Raw genomic sequence first — 12,651 nt, forward strand, 5'->3', positions numbered from 1 at the left:
GGGCCCGCCGCGAGCCTGCGAGTGGTGGGGGGCAAAAGAGTCCTTCTTCAGTCCGAGAAGACCTCGATCTGCGCCCCCATCTCCACCAGCCGCTCGTAGAGCTGCTCGTAGCCGCGGGCGATGATGTCGACGTTCCGCAGCACCGAGTGGCCCTTGGCGGCCAGCATCGCCAGCAGGATGCAGACCGCCGGACGCAGCGCCGGCGGGCAGACGATCTCCGCGCCCGACCAGCGCGTCGGCCCGGTGACCAGCACCCGGTGAGGGTCGAGCAGGCGCACGTCGGCGCCCAGGCGGGTGAGGTCGGAGAGGTGGATCGCCCGGTTGTCGTAGACCCAGTCGTGGATCATCGTCGACCCCTCGGCCTGCGCGGCGATGACCGCGAAGAACGGCAGGTTGTCGATGTTCAGGCCCGGGAACGGCATCGGGTGGATCTTGTCCAGCGGCGCGTGCAGGGTCGAGGGCAACACGGTCAGGTCCACCAGCCGGGTGCGCCCGTTGGCCGCCGGGTACTCCGGGCTCTGCTGGTAGCGCAGCCCCATCTCCTGCAGCAGCGACAGCTCGATCTCCATGAACTCGATCGGCACCCGGTTGATGGTGATCTCCGAGGACGTCACGATGGCCGCCGTCACCAGGCTCATCGCCTCGATCGGGTCCTCCGACGGGGAGTAGTCGACATCGCGGCGGATCTCCGGGACGCCGTGCACGGTGAGGGTGGTGGTGCCGATGCCCTCGACCCGGACGCCGAGCTCGGTGAGGAAGAAGCACAGGTCCTGCACCATGTAGTTCGGGCTGGCGTTGCGGATCACCGTGACGCCGACCCGGCGGGCCGCGGCCATCAGCGCGTTCTCGGTCACGGTGTCGCCGCGCTCGGTCAGCACGATGGGACGGACCGGGGTGACCGACGGATCGACGTGGACCCGGTAGGCCCCGGCCGCGGCCTCGACCTCGACGCCGAAGGGCCGCAGCGCGGTCATGTGCGGCTCGACCGTCCGGGTGCCCAGCGCGCAGCCGCCGGCATAGGGCAGCTCGAAGGACTTCTCGAAATGCATCAAGGGCGCCAGGAACATGATGATGCTGCGGGTCCGGCGGGCGGCCTCCAGGTCCATCCCGGCCAGGTCCAGGCGGGCCGGCGGCACGAGCTCCAGGTCGTTGTCGGCATTGAGCCAGCGGGTGCGGACCCCGATGCTGTTGAGCACCTCCAGGATCCGGTTCACCTCCTCGATCCGGGCCACCTTGCGCAGCACGGTGCGGCCCTCGTTGAGCAGGGAGGCGCACAGCAGCCCGACACCGGCGTTCTTACTGGTCTTGACGTCGATGCTGCCGCTGAGCCGGCGACCGCCCACCACCCGCAGGTGCGGCTGCCGGGGACGGCCGAAGGAGACGATCTCCGAATCCAGCGCCTCGCTGATCCGGGTCAGCAGGTCCAGGCTGAGGTTCTGGTTGCCCTGCTCGATCCGGTTGATCGCGCTCTGCGACGTCCCGAGGTTCTCCGCGAGCTGGGCTTGCGTCCAGCCGCGGTTCTTCCGGGAATCCCGGATCAGCGTGCCCACCTGCCGGGCGTAGTCCTTGGCGGCACTGACATCTTCGACCATGCTCGTCACAATATCTCAGATATGAGTTCACATCTGCCGAACAGACGGCGTTTCCCGGCAGAACCCAGGCGGACGCCGGCTCGGCGTCAAGCCGGTGAGATGTTTGGATGGAGACATGAGCGCTGACCCACCTCGCGACCGTGGCGACCGGGACCGCGACGCCCGGGGCCGGCCTCGCAACGCCCGCCCGCGCGACGCGTTGGGCCGGCCCCTCGGCTATGACGCGCAGGGCGCCGAGCCGGTGCTCGACCCACCGGCCGGCACGCCGGCGGACTCGTTGCGGCAGGCACAGCTGCTGCTCGACGCGGGCCGGCCGTTCCAGGCGCACGAGGTGCTCGAGGACGCGTGGAAGGCCGCTCCGGCCGCCGAGCGGGAGCTGTGGCGCGGGCTGGCCCAGCTGGCGGTGGGCCTCACCCATGCCGCCCGGGGCAACCTCGCGGGAGCGGCGGCGCTGATCAGCCGGGGCGCCGGCAACATCTCCGGATACTCCGACCGGCCGCCGCACGGCGTGGACGTCGCCGGCCTGCAGGCGTGGGCAGCGGCGGCGTCCGGAGCGTTGGCAGCGGCGGCGTCCGGAGCGTTGGCAGCGGGCGGCTCGGGTGGAGAAGGCGAGCCGCCGCTCGGACCACCCCGGCTGACGCTCGGCTGACCGTCCCGGCCAGCGCTGCCATCACGTGCTTCGCTTGGCCGCTCGGAAGTCGACCTCGATTCTTGAACACCATGGCTGCCCGGTCGGGGTCCGAGGGGACGACTGCACTATGTGCTCGGATAGCGACCGCCGTGACTCGTCTATGGAAGTCGGACCGCGCCTTGTTGCGGGTTAGCTCCCGATTCGCCGCCGACCTGGGCGGTAGCGCGGAATGTCAACCACCTGCGCCGCCTGGGGAATGTCGAGGACGATATCGCGCACCAGCTGCTTGCGCCATCGGATGATCAGCTCAAGTAGTTGATCCGGTTTGGTCGAGGAGGAAGCGACCAGGGCAGCTGCGAGCTCTTGCCGCCTGGTGTTGGCCCCAGCCTCATTGGCCAGGTTTACAAGCTGGTCAAGGCGTCTGTCGACGGGGAATGGCCAAGACACGGCCGCAGACTTTGTCGCGGTCGTCGCCGCGACAGCGTTTGCGTCCAGTTGCACGCCTTGTTGCTCCGTCATGGCCCTCCCTCCGCATGTCGTAAAGCCAGGGCTCCATATCCAATAGATATAATGAAGGTACATACTAAATATAGATTTAGTGAGGCAGATGGTGAATCAGCTGGCCAGCCTGTTCGAACCCATCGTGGAAGTCCGCGATGTGTTGGAGTCGTTCCTTGCGGACCAGGTGCTGCTAGAGGGCTGGCAGGCAACCCTGGCCAGCGCTTCGCGGCAGTTCGACTCCCTCGGCAGGGACTGGTCGAATAGGCACGTGATCACTCTCGGCCAATCAGTCATGACACTCGTGGCTGGTGGTCTGCATGAGCAGACCGCCTTGGCGCAGGCTGTCTCTGGGGAAGTCGCTCAGCTCCTAGACATGGTCACCGTGCCCGGCCTTCCCCGGCCGCAGGATGTCATGTGGGAGTTCTAGCCAGACCTCATAGTCCTAACCGCTGACAACACAGCAACGCCGTTGGCACCGGCTACCCGGAGGGCCCGAGCCGTCTCGCCGGCAGTAACTCCACTGCTGTAAATGTCGTCAATCACCAGGACACGGAGAGCACGCAGGTTCTCGGAACAGACAAACTGGTTCTCGATCGCCGTGCGCCGGGCAGCGAAGTCGAGGCTCTTCGCCGGTGTGCGGAACTCTTTCAGCGCCGCGCACCGCACGAATCTAATTTGGCGCTGATGAGCCACCGCCGCCGCCAATCTGGCTCCGAAGCTAACAACCTTCGAGTCGTGACCGGGCACAGCGACGATCGCATCGACCTCACGCAGCAAGGGATGCCGCTCAATAACCGCCCTTAGCTGGGCGACCACGGCAAGTCCCATGTCTCTCTGTTTTTGGGCGTCCTTGGACTCCCTGTACCAGTACTTGGCACGATGAACCAGCTGGAAAATCTCGGTATTACTCCAGTCCTGGGAACGCACACCCTCTGCCGGCGACTTGGTCCAGTCGATGGCGATCGCAAAATCCAGGGCACCGCTGGAAGGCAACGTGAGCACCTCCCGGAGCAGGGTCAACAACTCCATGGTTGTAGCCGATGGTGTCAGGCCCTCGCCGGTCAGCACCCGCCTGGCCGGTGATCCCTGCGAGTAGCGGGGATCGTTGAGAATGACTTGCTTGAGCGCCCCCTCGGGACCGTTGATGCGCAGCAGATGACGGCCGGGCGGCGCTGGCGTGATCTCAAACTCTTCGACGCAGCCCCCGCCTCGGTTGCTCAGTAGACGAGGCTGTTGGCGAGAGCTCATTCCGGCCTGCTGTGATCGAGTCGACTGCTATATCGTCTCCTGACTACCGTGGAGCGAGCTGGCGACACGCCGCAGTCGGTTCTTGACTTGATAGAACACATGTTCGAATATGGTCCTGAAGTCGAGGCGTGGGGTCGAGGGGGCGAAGCGTTGGACGTAAGCCCACTTGAGCGGCTCCGGTTCGCGGTAGCAGCTACGCAGCACGGCGGCGGCCTAGCCACCATGACGGCAAAGGTCCGGCGCTACGACCTTGACGCCTTCCAGGCTCTTGTGGACGGCCTCTCGGCAGATCAACTCCTCGCCGTCGAGCAGACCGCCCGGCGGCTTCATGGGGACGGCGTGGTCGCCCTACTGCTTGGCCGGGCCCCCTATCCGAGCAACTTGGCCGCCACTCGCAACGCTCCAGCGGCATTGTTCCTTCGCGGCCCGTTGCAGCTGCTGGAACGCCCTGCCCTTGGTTTGTGCGGGTCGCGACATGCGACGGAGGAGGGTCTGCGCGCTGCACGTGCGTGCGGCGAGGCGGTGGCATCCCACCGGTTCACGGTCGTCTCAGGATATGCGCGCGGCGTCGATGTCGTCGCCCATACCGCAGCGCTGGACGCCGGCGGAGCGACGGTGATGGTTCTTGCCGAAGGCATCGATCACTTCCGGATCCGCAGAGGTGACTTCGCCCGGGCCTGGGACCCGACCCGTGCGGTTGTCGTTTCTCAGTTCGCACCCAGCCAACCGTGGAGCGCTGGAGCCGCGATGGCTCGCAACGCCGTGATTTCAGGACTGAGCCGAGCACTTGTCGTCGTCGAGGCAGGAGACACAGGCGGCACGCTCGCCGCCGGCTTGCATGCGCTAGCTCAAGGGCAGCCCGTCATCGCACTTCAACTATCAGGATTGCCATCCGGAAATGAGCAACTCCAGAGCAAAGGCGCGAGTGTGGTTCGCAGCCGGGCAGAACTGGAAGCGCTGCTTGACGACCTACCGAGCGGAACGACGCAACTCAGTCTCATGTAATGCCGATTCAGTCGCAGCTGGAGCTGGTCGGCCCGCGTCCAAACGGACCTTGAGTCCTACTGCCATCACGGCTCAAAGCGGTGCTCAGAACAGGGTCGGCTCGTCGGGCGGCAGCGCGCCTTCCAACTGCAGCATCCGGCGCTTGGTCGCCACCCCGCCGTTGGCCGAGAAGCCGTGCATCGAGCCGTCGGCGGCCAGCACCCGGTGGCACGGGACGATGATCGGGCACGGGTTGTGTCCCAGCGCCCGGCCGACCGCACGGGCCGCGCCAGGGAGTCCCAGCTCGGTGGCGATCGCTCCGTAGGACAGCGTCGTCCCGGGCCGGATGCCGCGGGTCACCCGGTACACCGAGCGGTGGAACTCCGGCGAGCCGGACAGGTCGAGCTCGATGTCGGCCAGGTCGTCACCGGAGCCGTCGAACAGCGCCACGATCCGCTCCATCACCTCGCGTGCCGGGGCCGGCGGCGGTTGCTCGCTGCTGCCGGGCAGCCGGCGGGCCATCCGGCGGCGGGTCTGGTCGGGGCTCGCCTCGGGCAGGTTCACCTCGACGATCGCGGGGCCGCTCCAGCCCAGCGCGCAGCAGCCCACCGCGGTGGGGAACAGCGCGTATCCGGCAGCAGTCATGATGGCTGCCAGCTTAGGCGCCACCGTCAATCACTTAGGCGCCACCGTCAATCAGGTGGCGCCGCAACAGGCGATCGGGCGGCCGCAACAAGCGATCGGGTGGCCGCAACAAGCCGATCAGGCCAGGTGCCGGTCCCGGGCGATCAGGTGGCTGCCACGGCGGGCGCCGGGGCCGGAGCCGGCCGCGGCCGGGGCACCGCGGCAGCCAGCCCGGCGGCGAGCATCCCGAACAAGGCCGCGACCACCCAGGCGGCCCGGAACTCCGAGAGGCTGCCGGCGCTGACGCGCACCCCCACCAGGCTGACCAGCACCGCCACTCCGACAGCGGCCGCGACCTGCCGGCCGGCGTTGACCACCGCAGAGCCGGTCGCCGAGCGCTGCGGCGGCAGCGAGGTGACGCCGGCGGCGATCAGGGTGCTCAACGCGAGCCCGACGCCGGTGCCGCCGAGCACCATGCTGGGCAGCAGGTCCGCGGCGTAGGAGACGTCGGTGTTGAGGAAGGCCGCCTGCCAGAGCATCCCCGCCGCGAACAGCAGCGATCCGGCGGTCGCCACCGGGGCGGTGCCGTAGCGGTGCACCGCCCGGGCCGAGAGCAGGGTGACCACCGGAACCAGCCCCGGGCCGGGCGCCATCGCCAGGCCGGTGCGTAGCGGCGAGTAATGCCAGACCTCCTGGCACCACAGCACGTTGGACAGCAGCATGATCGAGAACGCGATGCTGAAGACGAAGATCGCCGCGTTCGCCAGTCCGAAGCCGCGCACCGAGAACAGGCTGAGCTCGAACAGCGGCGCCGGGTGCCGCGCACACCGGAGCAGGAACAGCACGGTCGCCACCACTGCCAGCACCAGCAGCCCGATCGTGGCCGCCGAGGCCCAGCCCCATACCGGCGCCTGCACCAGCGCGCCGGTGAGGCTGGCGACCGCGACGATGACCAGCGCCGCGCCCACCAGGTCCGGCAGCGGCTCGCGCTCCCGGACCGGCGGATGGGGCAGCACCCGCAGCCCGGCGATCAGCGACAGCAGCCCGATCGGCAGGTTCACCACGAAGACCCAGCGCCAGCTGTGCAGCACCAGCAACCCGCCGATCAGCGGCCCGGCAGCGGCGGCGAGCGCCCCGACCGCGGACCAGCCCCGGGCCACCGTGGTGCGCTGCTCGGCCGGGAAGACCGTCATCAGCAGCGCCAGCGACGTCGGCAGCTGGGCGGCCGCGCCGACCGACTGCAGCACCCGGGCCGCGATCAGCACCGGCAGGTTCGGCGCCAGCGCGCACAGGCCCGAGCTCACCGTGAACAGCAGCACGCCGCCCAGGAATACCTTGCGATGCCCGATCCGGTCCCCGAGCCGGCCGGCCACCACCAGCAGGGCGGCCAGCCCCACGGCATAGCCGTTGAGCACCCAGGACAGGCTCGACAGCCGCGGCGGGCGCCCGCCGGCGCTGAAGTCGGAGCTGATCGTGGGCAGCGCGACGTTGACGATCCAGAGATCGAGGTTCGTCATGAACACCGCGGCGACCACCACGATCAGGACGAGCCGGCGCCCGGAAGATGCGGAGTTTGATATTCCTACCGTCATGTCCCCGGACGGTAGCGACGGTCAGTTTGATATGCCAACCTTGAAACGTGACCTCTCTCCGTGCTCCCCGGATCGACCCGAACACGCTGCCCGGCCGGCCCTGCTCGGCGGCCGCCGCGCTGGAGATCGTCGGCGATCGCTGGTCGCTGCTGGCGGTGCGGGAGGTGATGTTCGGCAATCGGCGGTTCGGCGAGATCGCCCGCAACACCGGAGCGCCCCGGGACCGGTTGGCCGCCCGGCTGAAGGCGCTGGTCGAGGCCGGCGTGCTCGAACGGCGCCAGTACCAGGACTCTCCTGCCCGCTGGGACTACCACCTGACGCCGGCCGGCGTGGCGCTGGCGCCGGTGCTGGAGGCGCTGCTGCAGTGGGGCGATGAGTGGGCGGTCGACACCCCGCCGATCACGCTGCTGCACCACGACCATCCGTTGCGCGGCGCCTGGATCTGCGCCGAGTGCGGTGAGACGGTGCATCGCCGAGACCTGCGCCGGCGGATGAACGTGCCCGGCTGGGACGTCGCCGGTCCGGTGGCCGACTGACGTTCGCCTGGCGCTGTCACTCCAGCAGGCCGCTCCCAGGGCCGGGGCGCATCATGAGACCCTGATTTGCCGCAGCCATCCTCCCGAGCCGCGAGCCGTCCACCGCCGCCTCGACCAGACCCGCCGCCTCGACCAGACCCGCCGCCTCGATCACCTACCCGCCGCCTCGACAGCTAGGAGACCTGCCATGACCAAGACGCCCGCCGTCCGGTGGCCGGCGCCGCTGGCGGTGCTGTGCCTGATCCTGGCCGGCTGCGACGGGTCGTCCTCGAAATCGGCCTCGCCGGCCACCTCGTCCACCGGTACGAGCGCGAGTTCGAGCGCGACTCCCAGCGCCAGCTCCAGCGCGGGCTCCGCCACGGCCAGCAGCAGCTCCCCCGCGCCAGGGTTCGCCTCGACCTCGGCCGGAACACCGAAGGGCGTGCTGTCCAAGCCGGACTTCCTGATCGAGATGAATGCCCTCTGCGCGTCCTTCGGCACCCGGGTCAAGGCCCTGCCGACGCCCACCGCCGCGACCGACTTCGACGCGATCACCGCCAACCTCACCGCGACCCTGCGGCTGGGGCCGTCCTTCATCTCCCAGGCCGAGGCCCTGGTGAACCGGTCGGCCGAGCGCGCCATCCTGCAGAAGAACTGGCTGTCGGTCGAGAAGGCCGACTTCGCCGCGTTCAAGCCGGTGGCACAGCGGATGATCGTCCACAGCAAGGCGCGCGACGCCGCGAAGGTGCAGGCCGACGCCAATGCGCTGTCGGCCGTGCCCAACCACAGCAGGACACTCGCGGCCTACCTCGCCGGCTTCGGCCTGTCCAGCTGCGCCGAGCTGAAGTCGCTGTAGCGGATCGAGAAGGGGAGGCAGTCATGGCCACCGAATTCCAGGTCAGCATCGACTGCGCGGACCCGTCCCGGCTGGTGCGGTTCTGGTGCGAGGCGCTCGGCTACGTTCCCGAGCCACCACCGGAGGGCTTCACCAGCTGGTACGAATTCCTGCTCGCCATCGGGGTGTCCGAGCACGAGCTGGACGACAACGACCTCTGCGACTCGGTGGTGGACCCGGACGGCCGCGGGCCGCGGATCTGGTTCCAGAAGGTGCCCGAGACCAAGCAGACAAAGAACCGGCTGCACCTGGACCTGGAGATCGGCGGCGGGCGCCAGGTCCCGATCGACGAGCGCCGGCGGCGGATCAAGGCCGAGACCGAGCGGCTGGTCAAGGCCGGCGCCCGGCAGGTGGCCGAGCACCACCAGGACGGCCTGGACCACTACGCGATCACGCTGCAGGACCCGGAGGGCAACGAATTCTGCCTGCATTGACGCGCGGCTCCCGGGGCCTGCTCAAGATCCATCCGGCCCGGCCGATCAGGGAGGTATGCGGGCCAGGCGTCGGGGTAATCGGCTGACCTTTGCAGGCAGGCAGCCTAGGCTCGCGTCCATGAACGACTACGGTGCTGACCTCGTCGCGGGAGAACGCCGCGACGAACTGATCGCCGCTCTCCTGCAGGCCAGGTTGTCACCAGCCGCCGACGGAGTGGTCCGGTTGAACATGGACCTGCCGGACAACTGCCCGCTGATCCGGGCGCTGATGCGGGTCGAGGCCGAGCTGATCCTGATGGACGCCGACGCCATGGCCCACGGTCGCTTCGAGCCCCGGACCGGCGACCAGCGCCGGGCCGACGCCTTCATGGCGCTGGCGCTGCGGGCCGCCGACATCCCCGGCGTCTAGGGCGGCCCGGTCGGTCGGGGCCGTCAGGTCACGGAGGGCTGAGCTCGATTGTCGCGGCGCTCTTGCCCCGCGGTCCGGTCACTTCATAGTGGGCAACGCCGACGGCGCCGGCACGGAAGGTCACCTGGCAGCGGATGACGTACGCGTGAGCCGGCCGGATCTGAAACGCGCGGGGGCAGCGGCCGGCCGTAACGTCCTCGAACCTGACGGCCAGGACCGATATCGGGGCCGCATCCGAGGGCGGGAAGTAGATCAAAGGCACCAGGTAGCTCCGACCCCCCGCCGGCAGGGCGATGGGACCGTTCCCCAGCAGCCCGAAGGATTCCCCGTCCCGAAGCTCTTCGGCGGAGGCCGGCCGCTCGGAGACATCCGCCACCTTGCTTGCCTCCGGGGCGCTGGCGAGCGCCTCGGAGTACTCGACGGAGAATTCGATCCCATCCGACGACGTACCGGTCGGCGTCCGCAGCGTGAGCGTTGCCCTGGCCTTGACGCCTGCCAGCAGGCTTATGCGGCAGTGGATCAGGTAGGCGTAGCCCGGTCGCGCCAGGAAGGGCTGGGCGCAGGTGCCGGAGGCGGCGTCTCGCACCTCGGTCGTCAGGACGGCCGGCGGGTTATCGCTCGGGCCGACCCGGTAGCTCATGGTGAACGAGTAGGTCTTGCCCGGTCGCGGCGCCGGCATGCCGGTGATATCGAACCCATGGAGGCCGGTGTCCTTCAACCGGGGGTCCTTCAACCGGGCGGTGTCCTGGGCTGACAGCGGCCCGACCGAGACCCCAGCGGCCTCGCTCGCTTCCACGGCAGTCGCCACCGCCTCGGAGTACTCACGGGCCGCCTTGTCCCGGTTCGTGCTGACCGACTCCGAGAGCGAGACCGACGGCGCCGGGCTGGCCGGCCCGACCTGGTTCGACCGGCTGTCGCGGCTGTGGTTGATCGCCACGATGGAGCCCGCCGCCAGCAGCGCCGCCGCCGAGGCCGCCAGCACCGGAACCGTCCAGGCCGCCGCCCGGCGAGTCGGCGCGGATCGAGCCGGGTCCGGCGCGGACCGAGCCGGGCCCGGCCGTTCCAGCAGGGTGGCCCGGTCCCACGCCGGCGGGGTGCGGTGGCCGGCGAGCTCGCCGTCCACGGCGGAATTGATCAGGGTCTTGATGTCGGCGTCGTTCACGAGAGCCCTCCCAGAGTGGTGCGCAAGGTGGCCAGGCCCCGGCTGGCGGCGGATCGGACGTGCCCGGCCGACATGCCGGTCGCGTCCGCGATCTCGGAGTCGGTGAGGTCGGCGAGGAAGCGCAGGGTCAGCACCTCGCGCTGCCGGCTGGGCAGGGCCGCCAGCGCCCGGCGGGCCAGCTCCTGGTCAGCTGAGCGCAGCGAGGGCTCATCGGCGGCCGGAGCATGCTCGCCGTCGCGGACCTGTCCCAGCCAGGCGCGGACCGTCCGGCGCCGGCGCAGCGCCGACCGGGCGCCGTTGACGACGCTGGCGCGCAGGTACCGGGTGGCCGCGCCGGTGTCGGCCAGCACCGCAGCCGACCGGTACAGGCCCGCGAAGGCGTCCTGCACCACGTCCTCGGCAGAGCTGACGTCGTCGACCAGCCCCTGCGCCAGCCGGAGCATCGGCCACCACTGGGCCCGGTAGAGCGCGTCGAAGCTACGGTCGTCCACCGGCTCGGGCTCGCGCCGGGCGACGGCCAGCCTGCCCGCGATCGAGTCCATCGACGCCCCACCTTCTCTTCGCGCCACGGTAACTGCAGCTAAGACGCGTGAGGGCACGATTTGTTGCACGGGGGACGAACCCGACGAGAACGGTTCAGGCGTGCTGGGAGAGGTACCCGATCACCAGCGCCACGATCAGCACGGCCAGCACCAGGGTCAGCGGGCTCCACCGGCGTCGCAACGAGGCGGCCGGCACCTTGCGCACCGTGACCGACCGGCTGGATCCCCGCCGGAAGTCCACGTCGTAGCGCGGCGGCTTCAAGAACTTCGAGTGCCGGCGTACCACCCGGCCGGACGCGCCCTTGCGGACCCGGGCCCGTCCCAGCTTGTGCCGACGGCCCCGGCGCACGGCCGCACGCAGCACCACCCGGTCACCGCGGGAGAACCTGCGCATCCGATCCCCCGATCCGCTCGCAGCACGACCCGGATGGACCGGCGCGCTGGTCCTTATATAAGGTATGCCTTACCTAACTTGGAGGGTTGATGAGGTTTCGTTTTCGGCGGCTCGCGACGCTGGCGCCGCTAGCAGCCACGGTACTGGCGATGTCGGCCTGCAGCTCCTCGTCGGACGCCGGCGCCGACAAGAACACGGTGACCGTCTACAACGCCCAGCACGAGTCGCTGACGCAGGCCTGGGCGGATGCCTTCACCAAGGAGTCCGGCATCAAGGTGGTGCTGCGCAACGGCAACGACTTCGAGATCGCCAACCAGCTCAAGCAGGAGGGCAAGGCCAGCCCGGCCGACGTCTTCCTGACCGAGAACTCCCCGGCCATGACCATCGTGGAGAACGCCGGCCTGTTCGCCGACGTGGACAAGGCCACCGTGGCGCAGGTGCCCGAGCAGTACCAGCCCTCGACCGGCAAGTGGGTCGGCATCGCGGCCCGGTCCACGGTGTTCGTCTACAACACCACCAAGCTGACCACGGCGCAGCTGCCCAAGTCGCTGATGGACCTGGCCGACCCGAAGTGGAAGGGCCGGTGGGGCGCCTCGCCGGCCGGCGCGGACTTCCAGGCCATCGTCAGCGCCATGCTCGACCTCAAGGGCCCCCAGGCCACCCAGGCGTGGCTGGACGCGATGAAGACCAACGTCCAGCCCTACAAGGGCAACGGCGCGGTGATGAAGGCGGTCAACGCCGGCCAGATCGACGGTGGCGTCATCTACCACTACTACTGGATCGGCGACCAGGCAAAGACGAAGGAGAACAGCAAGAACACCAAGCTGCACTACTTCGGCAACCAGGACCCGGGCGCCTTCGTCAGCCTCTCCGGCGGCGGGGTGCTGGCCTCGAGCAAGCATGCCGAGGCCGCGCAGAAGTTCCTGAAGTTCGTGACCGGCAAGGCAGGGCAGGAGATCCTGCGGACCGGCACCTCGTTCGAGTACCCGGTCGGCAGCGGTGTCGCGGCCAACGCGGCCCTCAAGCCGCTGACCGAGCTGGGCGCGCCGTCCATCGACGAGGCGAAGCTGAACGGTCCGCAGGTCGTCGAGATGATGACCAAGGCCGGCATTCTGTAACACTGCTCTG

General features: G+C 69.2%; 17 protein-coding genes. 8 read left to right on the forward strand and 9 right to left on the reverse strand.

Annotated features, from left to right (window positions below; genetic code table 11):
• Positions 1-47: 47 nt before the first annotated feature.
• Positions 48-1,592, reverse strand: coding sequence for a helix-turn-helix domain-containing protein (locus VF612_RS17075; RefSeq protein ID WP_408661054.1), 1,545 nt, complete (start codon positions 1,590-1,592; stop codon positions 48-50).
• Between the two features lie 115 nt (positions 1,593-1,707).
• On the opposite strand from VF612_RS17075, the gene VF612_RS17080 reads away from it, so the two are divergent.
• Complete coding sequence (locus tag VF612_RS17080; protein ID WP_408661055.1) at positions 1,708-2,241, forward strand: DUF309 domain-containing protein; 534 nt, start codon at positions 1,708-1,710, stop codon at positions 2,239-2,241.
• Between the two features lie 171 nt (positions 2,242-2,412).
• On the opposite strand, the gene VF612_RS17085 is transcribed toward VF612_RS17080, so the two are convergent.
• Complete coding sequence (locus VF612_RS17085) at positions 2,413-2,742, reverse strand: hypothetical protein (protein WP_408661056.1); 330 nt, start codon at positions 2,740-2,742, stop codon at positions 2,413-2,415.
• An 88-nt stretch (positions 2,743-2,830) separates the two neighbouring features.
• Here VF612_RS17085 and VF612_RS17090 point away from each other — a divergent pair, with 88 nt between their 5' ends.
• The gene (locus tag VF612_RS17090) at positions 2,831-3,151 is read left to right on the forward strand and encodes a hypothetical protein (RefSeq protein ID WP_408661057.1); all 321 of its coding nucleotides are present in this window, start codon (positions 2,831-2,833) and stop codon (positions 3,149-3,151) included.
• Here VF612_RS17090 and VF612_RS17095 read toward each other — a convergent pair.
• Positions 3,148-3,972 carry a ComF family protein gene (locus VF612_RS17095; RefSeq protein ID WP_408661058.1) on the reverse strand — a complete coding sequence of 275 codons (825 nt, stop codon included), beginning with the start codon at positions 3,970-3,972 and terminating at the stop codon, positions 3,148-3,150. The genes VF612_RS17090 and VF612_RS17095 overlap by 4 nt on opposite strands.
• Positions 3,973-4,194: 222 nt before the next feature.
• On the opposite strand from VF612_RS17095, the gene VF612_RS17100 reads away from it, so the two are divergent.
• Entirely contained in the window at positions 4,195-4,977 is a 783-nt protein-coding gene (locus VF612_RS17100; RefSeq protein WP_408661059.1) for a DNA-processing protein DprA, read from the forward strand.
• Positions 4,978-5,061: 84 nt separating this feature from the next.
• Here VF612_RS17100 and VF612_RS17105 read toward each other — a convergent pair whose 3' ends face one another.
• Together VF612_RS17105 and VF612_RS17110 are read right to left on the reverse strand one after the other, a co-directional pair.
• Positions 5,062-5,601, reverse strand: a complete 540-nt coding sequence (locus tag VF612_RS17105; protein WP_408661060.1) for a methylated-DNA--[protein]-cysteine S-methyltransferase — start codon at positions 5,599-5,601, stop codon at positions 5,062-5,064.
• Positions 5,602-5,744: 143 nt separating this feature from the next.
• On the reverse strand, positions 5,745-7,172 hold the full coding sequence (locus VF612_RS17110; protein ID WP_408661061.1) for a DHA2 family efflux MFS transporter permease subunit: 1,428 nt from the start codon (positions 7,170-7,172) through the stop codon (positions 5,745-5,747).
• 47 nt (positions 7,173-7,219) lie between these two features.
• Between VF612_RS17110 and VF612_RS17115 the strand changes: the two genes are divergently transcribed.
• On the forward strand, positions 7,220-7,708 hold the full coding sequence (locus VF612_RS17115) for a winged helix-turn-helix transcriptional regulator (RefSeq protein ID WP_408661062.1): 489 nt from the start codon (positions 7,220-7,222) through the stop codon (positions 7,706-7,708).
• A 16-nt stretch (positions 7,709-7,724) separates the two neighbouring features.
• Here VF612_RS17115 and VF612_RS17120 read toward each other — a convergent pair whose 3' ends face one another.
• Positions 7,725-7,862 (reverse strand): hypothetical protein, encoded by a 138-nt coding sequence (locus VF612_RS17120; RefSeq protein ID WP_408661063.1) that lies wholly within the window; start codon positions 7,860-7,862, stop codon positions 7,725-7,727.
• A 33-nt stretch (positions 7,863-7,895) separates the two neighbouring features.
• On the opposite strand from VF612_RS17120, the gene VF612_RS17125 reads away from it, so the two are divergent.
• The 3 genes from VF612_RS17125 (at position 7,896) to VF612_RS17135 (ending at position 9,425) form a co-directional block, all read left to right on the forward strand.
• On the forward strand, positions 7,896-8,543 hold the full coding sequence (locus VF612_RS17125) for a hypothetical protein (RefSeq protein ID WP_408661064.1): 648 nt from the start codon (positions 7,896-7,898) through the stop codon (positions 8,541-8,543).
• A gap of 23 nt (positions 8,544-8,566) precedes the next feature.
• Positions 8,567-9,016: a VOC family protein gene (locus VF612_RS17130; RefSeq protein ID WP_408661065.1), complete on the forward strand. Its 450-nt coding sequence runs from the start codon at positions 8,567-8,569 to the stop codon at positions 9,014-9,016.
• 118 nt (positions 9,017-9,134) lie between these two features.
• Positions 9,135-9,425 (forward strand): hypothetical protein, encoded by a 291-nt coding sequence (locus VF612_RS17135; RefSeq protein WP_408661066.1) that lies wholly within the window; start codon positions 9,135-9,137, stop codon positions 9,423-9,425.
• A gap of 28 nt (positions 9,426-9,453) precedes the next feature.
• Here the strand turns inward: VF612_RS17135 and VF612_RS17140 are convergent, their stop codons facing one another.
• The 3 genes from VF612_RS17140 to VF612_RS17150 all read right to left on the reverse strand — a co-directional run bounded on the left by VF612_RS17140 (position 9,454) and on the right by VF612_RS17150 (position 11,523).
• Positions 9,454-10,587: a hypothetical protein gene (locus tag VF612_RS17140; RefSeq protein WP_408661067.1), complete on the reverse strand. Its 1,134-nt coding sequence runs from the start codon at positions 10,585-10,587 to the stop codon at positions 9,454-9,456.
• A complete protein-coding gene (locus tag VF612_RS17145) occupies positions 10,584-11,129 on the reverse strand; it encodes an RNA polymerase sigma factor (protein ID WP_408661068.1) in 546 nt (181 codons plus the stop codon). Before VF612_RS17145 ends, VF612_RS17140 begins: the two co-directional genes overlap by 4 nt.
• Before the next feature lie 94 nt (positions 11,130-11,223).
• Entirely contained in the window at positions 11,224-11,523 is a 300-nt protein-coding gene (locus VF612_RS17150; protein WP_408661069.1) for a hypothetical protein, read from the reverse strand.
• Positions 11,524-11,612: 89 nt separating this feature from the next.
• Here VF612_RS17150 and VF612_RS17155 point away from each other — a divergent pair, with 89 nt between their 5' ends.
• Positions 11,613-12,641, forward strand: coding sequence for an iron ABC transporter substrate-binding protein (locus tag VF612_RS17155; RefSeq protein ID WP_408661070.1), 1,029 nt, complete (start codon positions 11,613-11,615; stop codon positions 12,639-12,641).
• Positions 12,642-12,651: the final 10 nt, after the last annotated feature.

It is taken from the genome of Jatrophihabitans sp., assembly GCF_036388195.1.
Classification (GTDB): domain Bacteria; phylum Actinomycetota; class Actinomycetes; order Mycobacteriales; family Jatrophihabitantaceae; genus Jatrophihabitans_A.

Coding starts and splice junctions, on each gene's coding strand:
- VF612_RS17075 (WP_408661054.1), bottom strand. CDS start 1,592: ATGGTCGAAGATGTCAGTGCCGCCAAGGACTACGCCCGGCAGGTGGGC.
- VF612_RS17080 (WP_408661055.1), top strand. CDS start 1,708: ATGAGCGCTGACCCACCTCGCGACCGTGGCGACCGGGACCGCGACGCC.
- VF612_RS17085 (WP_408661056.1), bottom strand. CDS start 2,742: ATGACGGAGCAACAAGGCGTGCAACTGGACGCAAACGCTGTCGCGGCG.
- VF612_RS17090 (WP_408661057.1), top strand. CDS start 2,831: ATGGTGAATCAGCTGGCCAGCCTGTTCGAACCCATCGTGGAAGTCCGC.
- VF612_RS17095 (WP_408661058.1), bottom strand. CDS start 3,972: ATGAGCTCTCGCCAACAGCCTCGTCTACTGAGCAACCGAGGCGGGGGC.
- VF612_RS17100 (WP_408661059.1), top strand. CDS start 4,195: ATGACGGCAAAGGTCCGGCGCTACGACCTTGACGCCTTCCAGGCTCTT.
- VF612_RS17105 (WP_408661060.1), bottom strand. CDS start 5,601: ATGACTGCTGCCGGATACGCGCTGTTCCCCACCGCGGTGGGCTGCTGC.
- VF612_RS17110 (WP_408661061.1), bottom strand. CDS start 7,172: ATGACGGTAGGAATATCAAACTCCGCATCTTCCGGGCGCCGGCTCGTC.
- VF612_RS17125 (WP_408661064.1), top strand. CDS start 7,896: ATGACCAAGACGCCCGCCGTCCGGTGGCCGGCGCCGCTGGCGGTGCTG.
- VF612_RS17130 (WP_408661065.1), top strand. CDS start 8,567: ATGGCCACCGAATTCCAGGTCAGCATCGACTGCGCGGACCCGTCCCGG.
- VF612_RS17135 (WP_408661066.1), top strand. CDS start 9,135: ATGAACGACTACGGTGCTGACCTCGTCGCGGGAGAACGCCGCGACGAA.
- VF612_RS17145 (WP_408661068.1), bottom strand. CDS start 11,129: ATGGACTCGATCGCGGGCAGGCTGGCCGTCGCCCGGCGCGAGCCCGAG.
- VF612_RS17150 (WP_408661069.1), bottom strand. CDS start 11,523: ATGCGCAGGTTCTCCCGCGGTGACCGGGTGGTGCTGCGTGCGGCCGTG.
- VF612_RS17155 (WP_408661070.1), top strand. CDS start 11,613: ATGAGGTTTCGTTTTCGGCGGCTCGCGACGCTGGCGCCGCTAGCAGCC.